Source organism: Paraburkholderia sp. BR14320, from assembly GCF_040948665.1.
In the GTDB taxonomy this organism is placed as follows: domain Bacteria; phylum Pseudomonadota; class Gammaproteobacteria; order Burkholderiales; family Burkholderiaceae; genus Paraburkholderia; species Paraburkholderia youngii.
Window position 1 is genome coordinate 118,033 of the sequence record NZ_JBFPKG010000015.1, and the last position, 15,906, is coordinate 133,938.

The following is a 15,906-nucleotide window of genomic DNA, read 5'->3' on the forward strand; positions in this document are numbered from 1 at the left end:
CGCCCTCAGGCGGTTAGCGTGGTGAATTGCGCGGGTGCGACGACCTGGATGACGCCGGCCCACATACACATCAGCTTTGAGGAGTTCTGCAGCGCAGGCATCGCGCCGATCGTGACCGTCGGCGAGCCCGGCGCCCACGGCGCGACCGTCGCGGGCACGCATGGCATCGGCGTGAGCGCGCCCAATGCCGCGGCCGTGGCAGCGGCCACCATGGGATTGGCCATCGAGCTGCATTGCCCGAACGGCATGATGTTGACGAACGGCTTGGAGTCCATGATGTTCGCCGCCGGCGCACCCGCCATCACGCGGTTGAGCGGCAACACCTGCAGCGTCGCGGGCGCGGCGCCGAAGCTGCACTGGAGCGTTGCGCCCGAAGTCACCTGAATTCCCATGTCTACCCTCTCACCCACTTTTCCAGTTGCTTGACGATGCGCGGCCCACGCGCGGCGTCGCCGTTCGCCGCGGGTGCGTCGAGCGCTCGCCAGTCGCCTTGCGGCTTGCCCAGGCGATAGACGCGCTCGTGTGTCGCGGTCCCGTCGGGTGCGTAACGGCGTGCGGTGCCATGCAGCAGGTCCGCCTGGTACGGCAGGCTCTGCGCGAGCGTGCCGTCGGCGGCATACTCGCGCGTCTCGCCGTCGAGCCTGCCTTTCGCAAAGCGCGCGCGTCGTATCACCACGCCGTCATGCAGGAAGAGCGCATCGCGTTCGAGCTTGCCAGCCTCGTAGGTCATGCGCGACGTCACGAGACCGGAGGGTGCGTACGTCGTGCTCTCGCCGTGCAGCACGCCGGCCACGTATTGCTGCCTGCCCGCGAGGCGCCCGTCCTGATACACCGACATTGCGCCATCGAGCTGGCCCATGCGGTACTGCGCTTCCTGCACGGGCCGCCCCTGCGCGTCGAACGTTCGCAACATGCCGTCGAGCAGGCCGAATGCGTAGCTCGCGCGCAGCAGCGCACTTCCGTTGGGGGCGTACTGCACGCTCTCGCCGTGCGGCACGCCGTTGACGAGCTCGGCGCGGCTCAGGATGCGGCCCGCGGCATCGTGCGTCTCGACCACCGTCGGCTGGACGGCCTCGGCGGACCCGGCGACGGACAACACGGCGATAACAGGCATAGGTGCGGACATGGCGTTCTCAATTGAGCTGGACAATGCCGCCCTTGAGCGCGAGCTGACCGCCGCCGTCGACCGTCTGCTGCGCCGAGGCCTTGTGCGAAATCGTCATGCCCTCGGTGCTCAGCGTGGTCGTGGCCTTGCTCGTGTGCGTGGTGCCGGCTTCGCTCGCGAACGATGAGCCGGCCTTGATACTGACCGAGCCGGTCACCTCGATGACCAGATTGCCACCCACCTTCAGCGTGTAATTGCCGTTGACGGTATGCGCGTGATCGCCCGTCACGCTATGCGTGAACTTCGCGTGATTCGTGTGCGTTTCGTCGCCTGTCACATCGAGCGTGCGTGTGCCCTTCACCGTGTGCGACTCGTTGCCCTTGCTCACCGAGATCGTGCGATTGCCCTGCGTCACGGTGTGCGTTTCGTCGCCGGCCTTCACGGTGGTCGAAACAGCGTTCTCGACCTCGACGGTCATATCCTTCTGCGCGTGGAAGTACAACTCTTCCGAATCGAGCTTGTCCTCCATGCGAATCTCGTTGCCCGCCGTGCCTTTCTTCGATGAGCGTGAGCGCATCACGCTCTGCGTCTGGTTCGCCGGCAGCGTGACGGGCGGCGCGTTCTCTCCGTTGTAGACACACCCGGTGACGAGCGGCCGGTCGGGGTCTCCATCCACATAGCTCACGACGACTTCCTGCCCCACGCGCGGCAGGAACAGGTGTCCCCAGCCCGGCCCGGCCACCGACTGCGCCACGCGCACCCAGCAGGAGCTGTTCTGGTCGGCCTCTTCTGTGCGGTCCCAGTGGAACTTGACCTTGATGCGGCCTTGCGCGTCCGTCCAGATTTCCTCATCGGTGGAGCCGACCACTTTCGCGGTGTGCGTGCCCGCCACGAGTGGCCGGGGCGTCGCGAGCGGCGCGCGAAACGGCACGGTGACAGGAAAGACCTCGAACTCGTTGCTGTAGGCGGTATTCGAAGCCGTATGCCGCACCGAGCGCGCGACATAGCTCACGTTGAGCGAACTGTCCGGATGCCCGCCGAGCGTGAAGGTGGTGCCGGCGGCGAGGCCGTAGTACCCGCTGGCGCCCTGCCCGACCTGCTGCGTGACGTTGTGCGCCTCGAGTTGCATGGTCGATAGATGGGTCGCCTGCCCGGCCGTGGCGACACGGCCGGGAAACGTATAGCGCGCGCCGGTCGGCAAGCTCGACGAACCCTTCGACGATGAAATCATCGTCGAAGGCTTGGTGTAGTCGTAGTCGCTGACGATGTGCTCGCCGGGTATGACCCCCCGCGCCATCGCGAACGAATCGAGTCGCTTCGCGCTGCTGGCGGTATTCGCGTCGGCGGCGAAATACAGGTCGCCGGCCGGGGTTGCGTCGTGAGCGGAAGGGTCGTCGGCGAGCACCATCGTGTGCGCACCGTCCGCGAACGTGAAGAAATAGAACACACCTTCCTCTTCCATCAGCCGCGAGATGAAGTGAAAGGCGCTTTCATCGTACTGAACGCAGTATTCGCGCACGCCATAGGCGCTGCTGCTCTTCGTGCGGTCCTCGAAGGTGACGCCGAAGGTGCCCAGCACGCTCTTGATGATGTCGAGCGCCGACTGGTTCTGCCAGATCACGCGGTCTCGCCCGAGCGTGAGCAACCAGAGGCGCGGCGCAAGCTCCGCCGAATAGAAGCCGTGCTGCGCGTCCGCTCCCGCGTGTGCGAAGCGCGTCACGATGCCGTTGAAATATCTTGCGACACCGCTCTGGTCCTTGAGCGTCACCGTCAGGTTTTTGCCGACGATCTCGTCGGAATCGAGCGCCTTGTTAGTCGAACGCATCCGCAGATCGAAGCTGAATAGCTCCGAGATCGCTTCATGGCCCCCAAAACCGTCGAGCAACAGCACGTCCGCGCCGAACGGCGTCGAGACCGATGCAAACCAGTTCGACTGACTGGGCGTCGACATGCGCTTACGCCTCCTCGCTGGACAGGAAGCGGAACTCGATCGCGCCGGCCGGCGTCAGCGCGAGATGCACGCCGCCAAATGGTTCGGAAATCGAAATGCGCTCGAGGACCTGGCGCGCGAGCTCCGGCAGCACCGACTGCGTGAGGATGTGGTCCACGTTGCGCGCGCCGCTGTCCACTTCCTTGCAGCGCTGCGCGATCAGCGTGGCCACGTCTTCGTCCCACGTGAGGCCAGCGTGATGGTTGCGCTCGAAGCGCTGCGCGAGCCGTTCGAGCTTCAGGTTCACAATCGCGCTGATCTGCGCGTCGCCGAGGTGGTAGTAAGGCACGAGCACGAGCCGGCCCAGAAAAGCCGGACTGAACTGCCGCAGCAGCGCTGGGCGCAGCTTCTCGATCAACTCGTCGGGCGGCGGGCGGCGGCCGCCCCGGCTCGCTTCGGTGATGACATCCTGCGCGGCGTTCGAGGTCAGCAGAATGAGCGTGTTCTTGAAGTCGATCGGCACGCCTTCGCCGTCTTCCATCACGCCCTTGTCGAACACCTGGAAGAACAGCTCGAGCACGTCGGGGTGCGCCTTCTCCATTTCGTCGAGCAGCACGACGCTATACGGACGGCGGCGCACGGCCTCGGTGAGCACGCCGCCACGTCCGTAGCCGACATATCCCGGCGGCGCGCCCTTGAGCCCGGACACGCTGTGCGCCTCCTGAAACTCCGACATGTTCACGGTGATCATGTTGCGCTCGCCGCCGTACAGCATGTCCGCGAGCGCGCACGCTGTCTCGGTCTTGCCCACGCCGCTCGGCCCGACGAGCAGGAACACACCGACCGGCTTGCCCGGATCGTCGAGATCGGCGCGGAACGTGCGCACGCGCCGCGCGATCGCGTCGAGCGCTTCGTCCTGGCCGACTACGCGCTCGGCAAGCTTGTCCTGCAGATACAGCACGGTGTGCAGCTCGTCGGCGAGCATGCGGCCAACGGGGATGCCGGTCCAGCCCGAAATGACCTGGGCGACCGTCTCCGAGTCCACGCATACGGGCACCATCGGCTCGTCGTTCTGCATGGCTTCGAGGCCTTTTTCGAGGCGCGAGAGATTGACCGCGAGCGATGCGGCATCCTCGCCATCGGCCGCGCTGTCCGGGTCCGACAGATAGCCGCGGATCTTCTTGCGCCACGCGAGGATCTCTTCCACTGCGCGCTTTTCGGTGGCGAGCTTGTCGGTGAGGCGCGAGCGCTGCGCGCGCGCGTCGTCGAGCTGCTTCGTAGTCACAGCGATGGCGTCAGCACGATCGGCGCCCGTGGCCGCCTCGTGGCGCAGGATGCGAAGCTGGTGCTCGGCCGCTTCGATCGTGCGGCCAAGCGCCTCGATTTCCTCGGGCGTGCCGCTTTGGCCGATCGCCACGCGGGCGCACGCCGTGTCGAGCACGCTGATCGCCTTGTCCGGCAACTGGCGCCCGGAGATGTAGCGATGCGAAAGCTTCACGGCGTCGCGCACCGCGTCGTCGAGGATTTCCACGCCGTGGTGCTCTTCGAGCTTCTGCACCATGCCGCGCAGCATGTCGATCGCGACGGCCTCGCTTGGCTCCTCGACCTTGACCACCTGGAAGCGCCGCGCGAGCGCCGGATCGCGTTCCACGTATTTCTTGTACTCGGCCCACGTGGTCGCGGCGATCGTGCGCAGCTCGCCGCGCGCGAGCGCCGGCTTGAGCAGGTTGGCCGCGTCGCCCTGGCCCTCGCTGCCGCCCGCGCCGATCAGCTGATGCGCCTCGTCGATGAACAGGATCACCGGGACCGGCGACGCCTTCACTTCCGCAATCACCGACTTGAGCCGGTTCTCGAACTCGCCCTTCACGCCCGCGCCCGCCTGCAGCAGCGCAAGATCGAGCGAGCGCACCGACACGTTGACGAGCGCAGGCGGCACGTCGCCCTGCACGATGCGCTGTGCGAAACCCTCCACGACGGCCGTTTTGCCCACGCCCGCCTCGCCCGTGAGGATCGGGTTGTTCTGGCGGCGGCGCAGCAGCACGTCGATCAACTGGCGGATTTCGGCGTCGCGTCCGCGAATCGGATCGATCTTGCCTTCGCGCGCGAGGCCGGTCATGTCGACGGTGTACAGCTCCAGCGCCGACTTGCGGCCGCTCCCGCCAGCGCCGCCCGCGATGTTCGGCATCGCACCCGCCTCTCGCGCCACAGACGATGCAGACGCGGACGCCGCGCCAGGCTGCGCCGCTTCGGAGTCCTGGCCGGGCATGTGCGAGCCGCCCGCATCTTCGGACGAGCCCGCGAGAATCGCCGCGAGCCGGTCGCGCAGGGCCGCGCGCGGGAAGTTGAGGAGCGCCGGGGCCGATTCGAGCAGCATGCCGCGCAGAGTGTCGACTTCGAGCAGCGCGAGAACGAGCGTGCCCGAGCGGATCTGTTGCTCACCGAGCAGCATCGAGCTGAGCAGCCACGCTTCCTGGAAGAGCGGCGAAAAGTTCGGCGAAAGCGCCGGCGTGCGGCCATTGCCGCGCTTGAATCCATCAACGGTCTTCTGCAGCTGCGCGCTCAGCGTTTCGGGCTTGACGGCGAAGTGCGCAAGAATGGCCTTGAGGTCCGGCGCATCGGATTCCAGCAGCGTGAGCAGCAGATGCTCGACGTCGACGTTGTAATGCGTCTGTCGCACGCACAGCTGCGCGGCCTGTTCCATCGCGAGCTTGCATTCCGGATTCAGGCGGCTCAACAGCGTGCGAATATCGATATCCATGCGCGGATTCCTTAGTGAACCTTCGTCGCGGGCGCGGCGGCCTCGCGCAGCGCGAGGCGCACCGGTGCCGGTGCGTGAGGGGTATGGCGCGAGCCGCCCAGCCACGTCGTCCAGCCGAGGCGGGACGCGCGCCGCCCACCGACTTCGCAGGCGGTGGTTTGCGACGCAAGGTGCAGCACGAACTGCACGTCGAAATCCTGCTGCAGATACGCGCGAATGAGCCACGCGGCGAGCGCGTGATCCGCGCCGCCGGGCAACAGCGCCTCGAAGCGCGCCCTGCTCAGGCCGGGGAATTCGAGGCAGATGCCGCTCGCCTGGTCCCACGTGCGACGCCCGAGCACGGCCACACCGGTGAGCCGCGCCGAGCCCGCGCGCCCGAGGCGCAGCGAGTCGGCGCTGTCGACCTCGCGCCAGCCGCCGACGAATTGCGCGCCGCGCACTTCGAGCCCGAGCCGGTCGGCAAGCATCGCGATGAGGCCCGTCATCGAGCGTGGCGCGGCGCTCAGCAAACCTGTGTGGCGCAACCAAAGGCGCGCGTCACGCGGGCCGCGTATGCCGTCGCGCAGGCCCAGATTGCTGAGCGCGTCGAGAGAGGCCGCGATCGCGCTCGCGTGTGGCGAGCGCCAGTTCAGCCCGGGCGCGTGCTTCTTGCGACTGCGATACAGGAACGACAGAAAGCGATGATTGAAGATGTCGAGCAGGTCCGCCGTCGCCGTGTCGCGCTGTGCGCGGCGCTCCAGCACGAGTTCGGTGTACGCCATTGGCAACGGGCCGTTGGCGCCCGCGAGCGTAAGCACGGGCGTGGACAATGTCCAGGTTGCGCGCGGCGCGTACGACACACTGGTGCCAGCGGGCATGCCGTCCGGTTGCGCCGCCGTCTTCTCGCGCACGCTGTGGACGTCGCTCGGCTCGAATGCAAGCGAGACGTGGCCGGTGAGGCGGACGGCTTCGCCTAGCCCATTGCCGCGGCCGAGCGCGCGCGCCCACGGCGCGGCTCGCTCCAGCAGACTGATCGCCTGGAACAGATCGAAGCGCTGCGGATTCGCCTTGAGACGCGCGATCAGAGCAGCTGCTGGCAGCCTGTCATCGGCTCCCATTGCTTCCATATCTCGTCTCCACGGCGCACCAGCAGCCGTACAAAGGAATTGACCGACGTATACATCGCGAAGAAGCGCGCGAGCACGGCCCCCAGCAGCAGCGGCGAGCCGCCCACGAAGTTCTCGGGATCGAACTCGACGACGACCTCGGTGCCGCGGCAATAGCCGCGCCACGCGTCGCTGCCGACATGCGCGGTCGCGCTGCGCGCCTCCACGCTGCGGATGCCGCGAATCTGGTCCTGCTCGCGCGTGCTGTCGGAAGCGAACAGCCGCAGCATTTCCTGCAGCTGTGCGCGGCCCGTCGCGCCGCTCACGAGCGAGTGATAGTTGAGCGTGAGCAGCGAGATCAGCCGCCACAGCGTTTCACTGCCGAGTGCGGGGCTGCGCTGAGCGGTCGGCTCGTAAAGACAGCGCACGCGCACGTTCTGCGAGACCTTCTCGATCAGCATGCGCGCGCCCACTGGCACCTGTTCGGCAAGACGGCGATTCGTGCACAGCACGTTCGCGTAGATCACGGGTGCGCCGGGATCGGCTAGCACGTTGGCCGAATCGACAAAGCTCAGGAACATGTCCGTGCCCTGCACGTTCTCTCGCAGGCTATGTTCCCGGCGCGCGGACCAGAACACGGTGTTGCCATCGGCCTCGACGTGATCGATGGCCGAAAAGCACGGCACCGCCGCCTCGGCCCCAAGAGTCGGATGCGACGCGACGACGGACTCGATCGAGTGAATCTCCGTGATCGACTCGCGCCGCTGATCCGCGACCAGGCGGTACTCGTAGTGACGGTGATCCACGACGATCGGCTCGCTCGTCTGCGAGAACAGGTTGATAACGGGCGCGCAGCCGAGCTGGAAATGCCCCGCGTGCAGCATGCCGAGACCGCGCGGAGTGCGGTTCAGGTGCAGCACGATCTCGCAACGGCGGCCCTTGCCGAGACGCCCTTCGAGATGGTGCAGATCGAAAAAATGAAACTTGCGCGGAAACGCGAAGTATTCCTGCATCAGCGCATATGCGGGCTGCGCATGGGGTGGGCGCGGTAGCACGTCGTCCGCTTCGCCATAGCCGACTTCGCGCCACGCGCGCGCGGGCAGCAACGACGGCGCCCGCGCGCCTTCCGGACGCACCGAGACGTCCGTTACACCCGACACCAGCAGTTCGTAGAGCGGCATCGTCACCATCCAGTCGCCGTGGAGGTGCAGGCGAAGCTGCCTGATTTCCAGCTCCGCGAAGTCGACGCCCTCCGCGCATTCCAGCGTGAGACGCAGCGTGGCGTCTTCGCCGAACGCAGCATGGCGGACACAAAGCGGCCACAGCACCGTATCCCATGCGGTGCGAAAGCGACACGCGTCGCCCGTTTCCGTGCGCGCCTGCAAGCCCGTGTGGCGCGGCACGGCAAAACCGGCCGTCACCTTGCCTTGGGTCGGATCGAGTTCGAACTGCGCGACCGTCATCGACGGCACGGGTTGCACGAGCGTCGGGCACACGTTCTGGAGCAACGCTGAAGCGACCTGCGGAAACTCCTGATCGAGATCGCGATGCACGCGCGCGGCGAGAAATGCGGTGGCCTCGACGAGACGCTCAGTATGCGGGTCGAGCGACTCGGTGCCGTGCAGCGCGAGACGCGAAGCGATTTTCGGGTAGCGACGCGCGAACTCCGCACCTTGCAGACGCAGGTACGAAAGCTCGCGTTTGTAGTATTGAAGGATGTCGTCGGCCGGCATGTGAGCTTGAGTGCTTGCCTCACGCCGCGACGAGCGTATGACCGTTGTCGGCCAGCTCGAACGCCACGTGCGTAACGCTTTGGCCAGCACGCATTTGAGCACTGATGGTCAGGATTGCCCGCTGCACGTGCGCAGCGGAAAAGGCAAACGCAACCTCGACATTGGCGAGGCGCGGCTCGAACAGCGCAATAGCCCGCCCGATCGCTGCGGCTATCAGATCGCGGTCCGGTCCCGAATGCAGCGACCGGTCCGAAAAATCGGGTACGCCGTAATCGATCACGCTCCCGTCGCTTTCGGCAAATTCGTCGAACGTCAAACGGGAGCGCGTATTGAGCAGCCGCGTGAGTTCGCGCGCGATCGACGCCCGCAGCCCGTCTGCGCCGGGTAGCTGCGCCTCGCCGCTGGCGGCGAGGCGATCGAACAATGGCATCGGTGAACCGCTTACGATTGCGGGCATCAAGCAAATGCTCCGGGTATCACCGACCGAAAAGCTCCAGACTCCGCCGGCGGTGCGCAGTTGAGAATCAGGAAGCCGACACCGTGATCGCCTTGTTCGCGGCCAGATCCCAGCCGAACGACGCGGTACCCTTCTTCGTCGAGTCGACGTTTTGCTGCGTGTACGTGGTCGTGATCTTCGAGAAGTTGATCGTCACGTTATCCTGCGATTCGCCGGAGCCCGAAGTCGTGATCGCCGAGATCATGGCGTCGCTGAGCGTGTACTCGATCAGCGGCATGAACTTGCTGTTTTCGTTGCGCCCGATCGAAATCTTGGCCTCCCCGAGCTTCGTGCCCCCGGCGCAAGCTGCGTAAAGCGCCGGCGTGGACTGGTCGGTCGCCTTGTTGACGTTAAATTCCATGAAGTTCGGACGACCGAGCGTACGTTCCGTGCGGCCCACGTCGTTGTTCATCTGCATCGTGACGCCGAGCGAGTACGAATACAGGACGATATGTTCGGTCGCGCCCTCCAGTGTCGAATTACCCTTGATGTCCTTAATCTGCAGCAGAACGGTATCCATAGCTGTCTCTTCTCAATAGGTGATCAATTCATCTCGTGTGTGCGGCTTGCGCCGCACACACGATCATCAGGCCGCCGCTGCCGGCAGTTCCGCGACGAGACGGATCGACGCCGTCAGTTCTTCCATCTGGAAATGGGGCTTCAGGAAGCAGGTCGCGCGATAAGCGCCCGGCTTGCCCTGCACCTCCGTCACGTCCACGCGTGCCTCGCCAAGCGGGAAGCGCGCCTTCTGTTCGTGCGAAGCCGACGGATTGATCAACACGTAGTCCGCGATCCAGTTGTTCAGATACGCCTCGACATCGCCGCGAGACTGGAAGCTTCCCACCTTGTCACGCATCATCACTTTCAGATAGTGCGCGAAGCGTGAGGCCGCGAGAACGTATGGCAAACGCGCCGAAAGCTGCGAGTTCGCGTTGGCGGCGTCCTTGTTGTAGAGCTTCGGGCGGTTGGTCGTCTGACCGCCGAAGAACGTCGCGAAGTTCGAGCCCTTCGAGTTGACGAGCGCAATAAAGCCAAGGTCATTCAGCTCTTTCTCGCGACGGTCGGTAATCGTCACTTCCGTCGGGCACTTGAGGACGACATCGCCTTCGTCGGTCTTGTACGCGTGCGCGACCATGTTCTCCACTTTGCCGCCGCCTTCGACGCCGCGAATGGAGGTCGCCCAGCTGTACTTCGCGAATGCGTCGGTAATGCGCAGACCGAGCTGGTAGGCGGAGTTGGCCCACAGGTACTTGCTGTGATCGCTACCGTCGACGTCTTCTTCGAAGTTGAAGTTCTCGACGGGCTTCGTCTTCGCGCCATACGGCAGGCGCGCTGCGTACGAAGGCAGCACCAGCGACACATAGCGCGAATCTTCCGAGTCGCGGAAGGAACGCCAGCCGGCAAGTTCGGCACTCTCAAAGGTTTTCGACAGGTCGCGCGTCACACCGAGGTCCGTGAACGACTTCAGGTCGAACAGGCTCGGGGCTGCGGCCGCAATGAACGGCGCATGCGCCGCAGCGGCTACCTTCGAGATGCGCTCCAGCAGTGCGATGTCCTGCGGATGACGACCGAACGAGTAATCGCCAATCAGCATCGAGAACGGATGGCCACCGAACGTGCCGTATTCCTCTTCGTAGATCTTCTTGAAGAGTGCGCTCATGTCGTGATCGACTGCGGTTTCGAGGTCCTTGAGCAGGTCCTTCTTCGTCACGTTCAGGAGACGCAGCTTCAGGCGCGGGCCCGTTTCCGTGCCATAGACCATGTCGTGCAGGCCGGTCCACGACGCTTCGAGCGTCTGGAACGCTTCGTCGTGCATGATCGCGTTGAGCTGATCCGAGAGCAGCTTGTCGATCTCGGCGACGCGCTCATTGATCATCGCGACGACGCTCTTGTCCGGGCTCGTGCGCATGCCTTCGTCGAGGATCTGTGACGCGAGCTGGCCGATCAGTTGCTTCGCGTAGCCGCTTTGCGATGGCTCGACGGCCATGTTGCCTTCGTGAACGATGCGCTCGAGCAGGCTCAACTCGGCGCCTGCCGACGCCTCGAGGGTCTGGGCTTCGCTACCGGCTGCGCCGGCTGCAGTAGTGCTTTCCATGTGAATCACCTTTGAAAGTTCATTGCGCCCACAACTGGGCGTTTTGGGTCTCGCCCGTTATGCCGGTTTCGCCAGTCGTGGCTTATTCAGCCGATGCGTCACCTGCAGCCTCGGCTGCGGGTGCGTTGCTGGCCTGAGCCTGGCTTTGAACTTTCTTGAGTTCTTCGCTGCTCTGCACGATGCGCTCGAGCATCGAATCGAGTTCGTCGTTGCCGTCGAGTTTGGCGAGCAGATCACGCAGTTGCTGACGCGCTTCGAGCAGCTTCGCGAGGCGCGGCACCTGATTCACGATGCTTTCTGGGTGGAAATCCTCGAACTTTTCGAACTTCAGCTCGACCTTGATATTGCCTTCGCCCTTCATCGTGTCGGGCACGGAAAGGTCGAGTCGCGGGCGGATTTTGCCCATGATCTCGTCGAAGTTGTCACGGTCGATGTCGACCAGACGGCGCTCCTTGAGCTTTGGCAGCGGCGTGGCCGGATGCCCCGAAAGGTCCGCCAGCAGGCCGACCACGAGCGGAAGCTCACGCTTCTCGACCGCATCGCCGACTTCGACGTCGTAGGTGATCTGGACACGCGGCGGACGGTTACGCCCCACCCATTTCTGCAAACTGTTCGACATGGATCTCTCCGGAGATGCTTGACTATGAGGACAACGAACGCTGGCGCCCGCTTCGTTTGCGAGCGTATGGCACAAGGTACAAAAGTCTGTCGAAGAGCGCGCAGGATCACGCTCGCCGCATGCGCGCGAGCAGAACCCGCTGACGGGTTGTCGTCAACGTGAGCGCCTTTCTTTAGTTTTCTTTGAATCAGGCTACCCACAGCAGGGCTGGGCGAACCTGCGCGGATGGCAGGCTACCGTATAGAGCGCTGGTAGCAGTTCTAGCGCTCGTCCCCCGCGGTTTCCGCTGGCCATGAACACTACCTTGGTCAGGGGTAATGGCCGTTGAAGAAGAAACCGTGACTTGCTTGTCAGGCCAACCTGGTCTCACGCACGATCGGTGCATGCTGGCCGGCCTGGAAAATTTAGGCAGAATTAGAACACAGACTTTTTACAGCTACAAGACAGTTATCTGGCAATCGGTTGGGGCTAGCGGCATCGCTAAAGAGAGCGTTATTGGAAAGCCTTGGCGACTGGCGTCATAGTGCGATGAACGTAGACGGCCTTTGTGCAATTAGCCCTTTCCGCACCTACCAGCCGGACTCCGAACGTTCGCGTCCACCGACGAGTCATGTCTAGCGCGAACCAACAGATAATCAAAACAGCAAATATCTCGCAAAAAAGTATCGATTATCTGAAATCGAAAATGCAGTGCGCGTCTGCATATGAACCTACAAGGTATAACAAGTAAAAAATAGATCACTTGAAATATGCGTTGGTGACAAAAAACAGAAACTGATACCCGGCGAGTGCCGCAGCCCGACCGGCTTGCGCCTCCCATTCGGCAAGCCTGACAGCGGCAGTTCAATCGACCCTGCGCGCCACGACCCAAAGTTTTAGAAAGCTTTCCATCCGCAAGTATCCGGTAACGTAGCGGAAATGAAAGTTGATGTAAGAAATAAAAAATGCGACCAAAAAAGTTATTAGCGGATGCTACTAAAATTCGTCCCGGGTCGTTAGAGAAGCGTTTTTTGGCGGGTGGCTCCCTACCGCATACGTAGTCCTCGCGTTGCCGTGTTTGAAATTTGTTGGTTTCATACATCTTGCTTTCACTTTCTTTCGAGAAAATAACGGACAGTTCTCAGTATTGTTCGGGTCCTCCCCCAGTGTCGCTGAACGGAAACTGCATTCGTCGCGATATCGATTTATCGCCCGAAGTACTGGCATCCCATCGGCTTAACATCAGATGCAACGTCGACGCCGCGCAAGGTCCGTGTCCTCGGTGAATACCTGATCCTGTTCCGCGATGGCAGCGGCCGCGCCGGCCGAAGCCTTTCACACTGCAAAGCACAACATCTTCGCCCTTGCATGTTCGATGTTGGGTGATATAGTTATATTATGTTTGATCATGTTCGATCCGAGCAGAAATCAAACATAATGTCAGCCACAGACAATCGAAAACAAGGAGACATCGCATGAAGAAGACTGCTACGAGCCTGTTCGTGTGCGCGCTTTTCGGGCTTGCCGCAAGCGCTCACGCTGCCGACAAGCCGCTGCGTTCCGTCGGCGTGACCGTCGGCGACCTCGCGAATCCGTATTTCGTCGCGGTTGGACAAAGCGTCACGCGCGAAGCGCAGAAGATCAATCCGAACGCTCAGGTGACGGTCGTCTCGGCCAAATACGACCTGAACACCCAGGTGGGCCAGATCGACAATTTCATCGCCAACAAGGTCGACATGATCGTGCTGGGCGCGGCCGACTCGAAAGGCATCGGACCCGAGGTGCGCAAAGCGCAGAAGGCGGGCATCGTGGTGGTGGCGGTCGACGTGAGCGCGGACGGCGCCGACGCGACGGTCATGTCCGACAACACGATGGCCGGCCAGCAGTCGTGCAAATACATCGCCGAACAGCTCAACGGCAAGGGCAGCCTCGTCATCGTCAACGGGCCACCTGTTTCGTCGATCATGGACCGGGTCACCGGCTGCAAGTCAGAGCTCGCCAAATACCCCGCTATCAAGATTCTGTCCGACAACCAGAACGCCGGCGGCAGCCGCGACGGCGGTCTGACTTCGATGTCGAATCTGCTCGCCGCATATCCGAAGATCGACGCGGTCTTCGGCGTCAACGATCCGACCGCGATCGGCGCCGAGCTCGCGATCAAGCAGGCGAAACGCTCGGACATCAAGCTGATCGGCGGCGTCGATGGAGGCCCGGACGGTGTCCAGGCGCTCAAGACCCCGCAGTCGCTATTCGTCGTTTCCCCGGCGCAGGACCCGAATGGTATGGCCGCGCAGGCCGTCGACGTCGGCTACGCGCTGATGAACGGCCGCCCTCCGAAAGACAAGGTCAAGCTGCTGCCGACCCCGCCAATCACGAAGGCGAACGTCGCGACGTATCAAGGCTGGATTCGCGACTAGTCGGCCAAGCATCGGGGCACGGCGAGCAGCCCGCGCGCAGCGAAGCGGCGCTCGCCTCGCGTTCTTGAGGATTACGATGACCACACCCGTCTTGCAGATGACCGGCGTCGACAAAACGTTCGGCGCAACGCGTGCGCTATCCGGCGTCAAACTGACCGTTCATCCCGGAGAAATCCACGCGCTGATGGGAGAAAACGGCGCGGGCAAAAGCACGCTCATGAAAATACTGTCCGGCGTCTACCAGCCGGACGCGGGCGAAATCCGCATCGAAGGCAAGCCGGTGCGGCTTGCCAATCCCGCGGCCAGCCGCGCGTTGGGAATCAGCCTCATTTATCAGGAACTTGCGGTCGCGCCGCACATGTCGGTCGCCGAAAACGTGTTTATGGGCAGCGAGCCGCGTTCGCGTTTCGGCCTCTCGGACCGAGCCGCGATGCTGCGGCAGACGCAGGATGTATTGCAGCAGCTCGGCGCCAGATTTCGAGCCTCCGACCGGGCGGGCTCGCTTTCGATCGCGGAGCAGCAGCAGGTCGAGATCGCGCGTGCGCTGATCCATCATGGCCGCGTATTGATCATGGACGAGCCGACCGCCGCGCTTTCGGACCGGGAGGCCGAACATCTGTTTTCCGTCGTGCGCAGGCTTCGCGATGAAGGGATGGCGATCATCTACATCAGCCATCGGATGGCCGAGGTTTATGCGTTGGCGGACCGGGTAACCGTGCTGCGCGACGGCAAGTACGTCGGCGAGCTCACCCGCGACGCGCTCGATTCGAAAAAGCTCGTGCAGATGATGGTGGGCCGCTCGCTCGACGACTTCTATCAGCACGAGCGACGCGCGACTACCGAACGCGAACCCGTGCTGCAAGTGAACGGCGTCGGAGGCGGCAAGATCATGCCCGCGACGTTCACGGTGAAGCGAGGCGAAGTGCTGGGTCTCGCGGGGCTCGTCGGCGCGGGCCGTACCGAGCTCGCGAGACTGATCTTCGGCGCGGACGAGAAGACATCGGGGACCGTGCAGATCGAAGGCAAAACGCTCGTTGTCGCGGATCCGCGCGCGGCGATGAAAGCCGGTCTCGCATACGTACCAGAAGACCGTAAGGCGCTCGGCCTCTTCCTGCAGCTCGGCGTGCGCGAGAACGCGGTTCTCAATGTCGCGAGCCGTCATACGCGCTTCGGCCTCGTCGATCACCGGGCCCTGCGAGCGCGCGCGAAAACCGCAGCCGCTCGACTCGGCGTGAAGACGCCGAATCTCGAGCTGCCGGTTGGGCGTCTCTCGGGCGGCAACCAGCAGAAGGTCCTGCTCGCGCGCTGGCTCGAGATCGGCCCGAAGGTGCTGATACTCGACGAGCCTACTCGCGGCGTCGACATCGGCGCGAAGAGCGAAATCTATCAGATCATCCACGCGCTGGCCGAATCGGGCGTCGGCGTGATCGTGATATCGAGCGAGCTGCTGGAAATCATCGGCGTCTGTGACCGTGTCCTCGTGATGCGCGAAGGCGCGATTACAGGAGAGCTCGCGGGCGAAGCGATCACCCAGGAAAACATCATGCGTCTGGCAACGGACACCGAGTCCGTCGCCGGGTCCCGTCATGAACGAGTGGAGGAACACATCAACCATGGCTGAATCAAGCGAAACCCCGGCTCGAACTCCAATACATACGGACGCGCCCGCACATGCGTCGCGCGCGCCGT

General features: G+C 63.6%; 12 protein-coding genes. 2 read left to right on the plus strand and 10 right to left on the minus strand.

The annotated features are described in order from the left end of the window. Positions 1-5: 5 nt before the first annotated feature. From AB3X89_RS16660 to tssB, 10 genes are all read right to left on the minus strand, one after another. A complete protein-coding gene (locus tag AB3X89_RS16660; RefSeq protein WP_368584269.1) occupies positions 6-392 on the minus strand; it encodes a DUF4280 domain-containing protein in 387 nt (128 codons plus the stop codon). Positions 393-394: 2 nt separating this feature from the next. Next, entirely contained in the window at positions 395-1,126 is a 732-nt protein-coding gene (locus tag AB3X89_RS16665; RefSeq protein WP_368584270.1) for a toxin-antitoxin system YwqK family antitoxin, read from the minus strand. 7 nt (positions 1,127-1,133) lie between these two features. After that, positions 1,134-3,056 (minus strand): type VI secretion system tip protein TssI/VgrG, encoded by a 1,923-nt coding sequence (gene tssI / locus AB3X89_RS16670; protein ID WP_368584271.1) that lies wholly within the window; start codon positions 3,054-3,056, stop codon positions 1,134-1,136. A 4-nt stretch (positions 3,057-3,060) separates the two neighbouring features. Continuing rightward, positions 3,061-5,793, minus strand: a complete 2,733-nt coding sequence (tssH, locus tag AB3X89_RS16675) for a type VI secretion system ATPase TssH (protein WP_368584272.1) — start codon at positions 5,791-5,793, stop codon at positions 3,061-3,063. A gap of 11 nt (positions 5,794-5,804) precedes the next feature. Then, complete coding sequence (gene tssG, locus AB3X89_RS16680; protein WP_368584273.1) at positions 5,805-6,899, minus strand: type VI secretion system baseplate subunit TssG; 1,095 nt, start codon at positions 6,897-6,899, stop codon at positions 5,805-5,807. Next, on the minus strand, positions 6,854-8,611 hold the full coding sequence (gene tssF, locus AB3X89_RS16685; protein WP_368584274.1) for a type VI secretion system baseplate subunit TssF: 1,758 nt from the start codon (positions 8,609-8,611) through the stop codon (positions 6,854-6,856). Before tssF ends, tssG begins: the two co-directional genes overlap by 46 nt. Positions 8,612-8,630: 19 nt before the next feature. After that, positions 8,631-9,068, minus strand: coding sequence for a type VI secretion system baseplate subunit TssE (gene tssE / locus AB3X89_RS16690; protein WP_368584275.1), 438 nt, complete (start codon positions 9,066-9,068; stop codon positions 8,631-8,633). A gap of 67 nt (positions 9,069-9,135) precedes the next feature. Further along, on the minus strand, positions 9,136-9,627 hold the full coding sequence (locus AB3X89_RS16695) for an Hcp family type VI secretion system effector (protein WP_368584276.1): 492 nt from the start codon (positions 9,625-9,627) through the stop codon (positions 9,136-9,138). 66 nt (positions 9,628-9,693) lie between these two features. Then, complete coding sequence (gene tssC / locus AB3X89_RS16700) at positions 9,694-11,202, minus strand: type VI secretion system contractile sheath large subunit (protein WP_368584277.1); 1,509 nt, start codon at positions 11,200-11,202, stop codon at positions 9,694-9,696. A gap of 82 nt (positions 11,203-11,284) precedes the next feature. Then, positions 11,285-11,821 (minus strand): type VI secretion system contractile sheath small subunit, encoded by a 537-nt coding sequence (gene tssB / locus AB3X89_RS16705; RefSeq protein WP_368584278.1) that lies wholly within the window; start codon positions 11,819-11,821, stop codon positions 11,285-11,287. 1,454 nt (positions 11,822-13,275) lie between these two features. On the opposite strand from tssB, the gene AB3X89_RS16710 reads away from it, so the two are divergent. Together AB3X89_RS16710 and AB3X89_RS16715 are read left to right on the plus strand one after the other, a co-directional pair. Beyond that, complete coding sequence (locus AB3X89_RS16710; protein WP_368584279.1) at positions 13,276-14,217, plus strand: ABC transporter substrate-binding protein; 942 nt, start codon at positions 13,276-13,278, stop codon at positions 14,215-14,217. 76 nt (positions 14,218-14,293) lie between these two features. After that, positions 14,294-15,838 carry a sugar ABC transporter ATP-binding protein gene (locus AB3X89_RS16715; protein ID WP_368584280.1) on the plus strand — a complete coding sequence of 515 codons (1,545 nt, stop codon included), beginning with the start codon at positions 14,294-14,296 and terminating at the stop codon, positions 15,836-15,838. Positions 15,839-15,906 lie beyond the last annotated feature (68 nt).

Excerpts from the sequence above, each read along its gene's own strand:
- AB3X89_RS16695 (WP_368584276.1), bottom strand. The coding sequence starts at position 9,627 with ATGGATACCGTTCTGCTGCAGATTAAGGACATCAAGGGTAATTCGACA.
- tssH (WP_368584272.1), bottom strand. The coding sequence starts at position 5,793 with ATGGATATCGATATTCGCACGCTGTTGAGCCGCCTGAATCCGGAATGC.
- tssI (WP_368584271.1), bottom strand. The coding sequence starts at position 3,056 with ATGTCGACGCCCAGTCAGTCGAACTGGTTTGCATCGGTCTCGACGCCG.
- tssE (WP_368584275.1), bottom strand. The coding sequence starts at position 9,068 with ATGCCCGCAATCGTAAGCGGTTCACCGATGCCATTGTTCGATCGCCTC.
- AB3X89_RS16710 (WP_368584279.1), top strand. The coding sequence starts at position 13,276 with ATGAAGAAGACTGCTACGAGCCTGTTCGTGTGCGCGCTTTTCGGGCTT.
- AB3X89_RS16660 (WP_368584269.1), bottom strand. The coding sequence starts at position 392 with ATGGGAATTCAGGTGACTTCGGGCGCAACGCTCCAGTGCAGCTTCGGC.
- tssG (WP_368584273.1), bottom strand. The coding sequence starts at position 6,899 with ATGGAAGCAATGGGAGCCGATGACAGGCTGCCAGCAGCTGCTCTGATC.
- tssF (WP_368584274.1), bottom strand. The coding sequence starts at position 8,611 with ATGCCGGCCGACGACATCCTTCAATACTACAAACGCGAGCTTTCGTAC.
- AB3X89_RS16665 (WP_368584270.1), bottom strand. The coding sequence starts at position 1,126 with ATGTCCGCACCTATGCCTGTTATCGCCGTGTTGTCCGTCGCCGGGTCC.
- tssB (WP_368584278.1), bottom strand. The coding sequence starts at position 11,821 with ATGTCGAACAGTTTGCAGAAATGGGTGGGGCGTAACCGTCCGCCGCGT.
- AB3X89_RS16715 (WP_368584280.1), top strand. The coding sequence starts at position 14,294 with ATGACCACACCCGTCTTGCAGATGACCGGCGTCGACAAAACGTTCGGC.
- tssC (WP_368584277.1), bottom strand. The coding sequence starts at position 11,202 with ATGGAAAGCACTACTGCAGCCGGCGCAGCCGGTAGCGAAGCCCAGACC.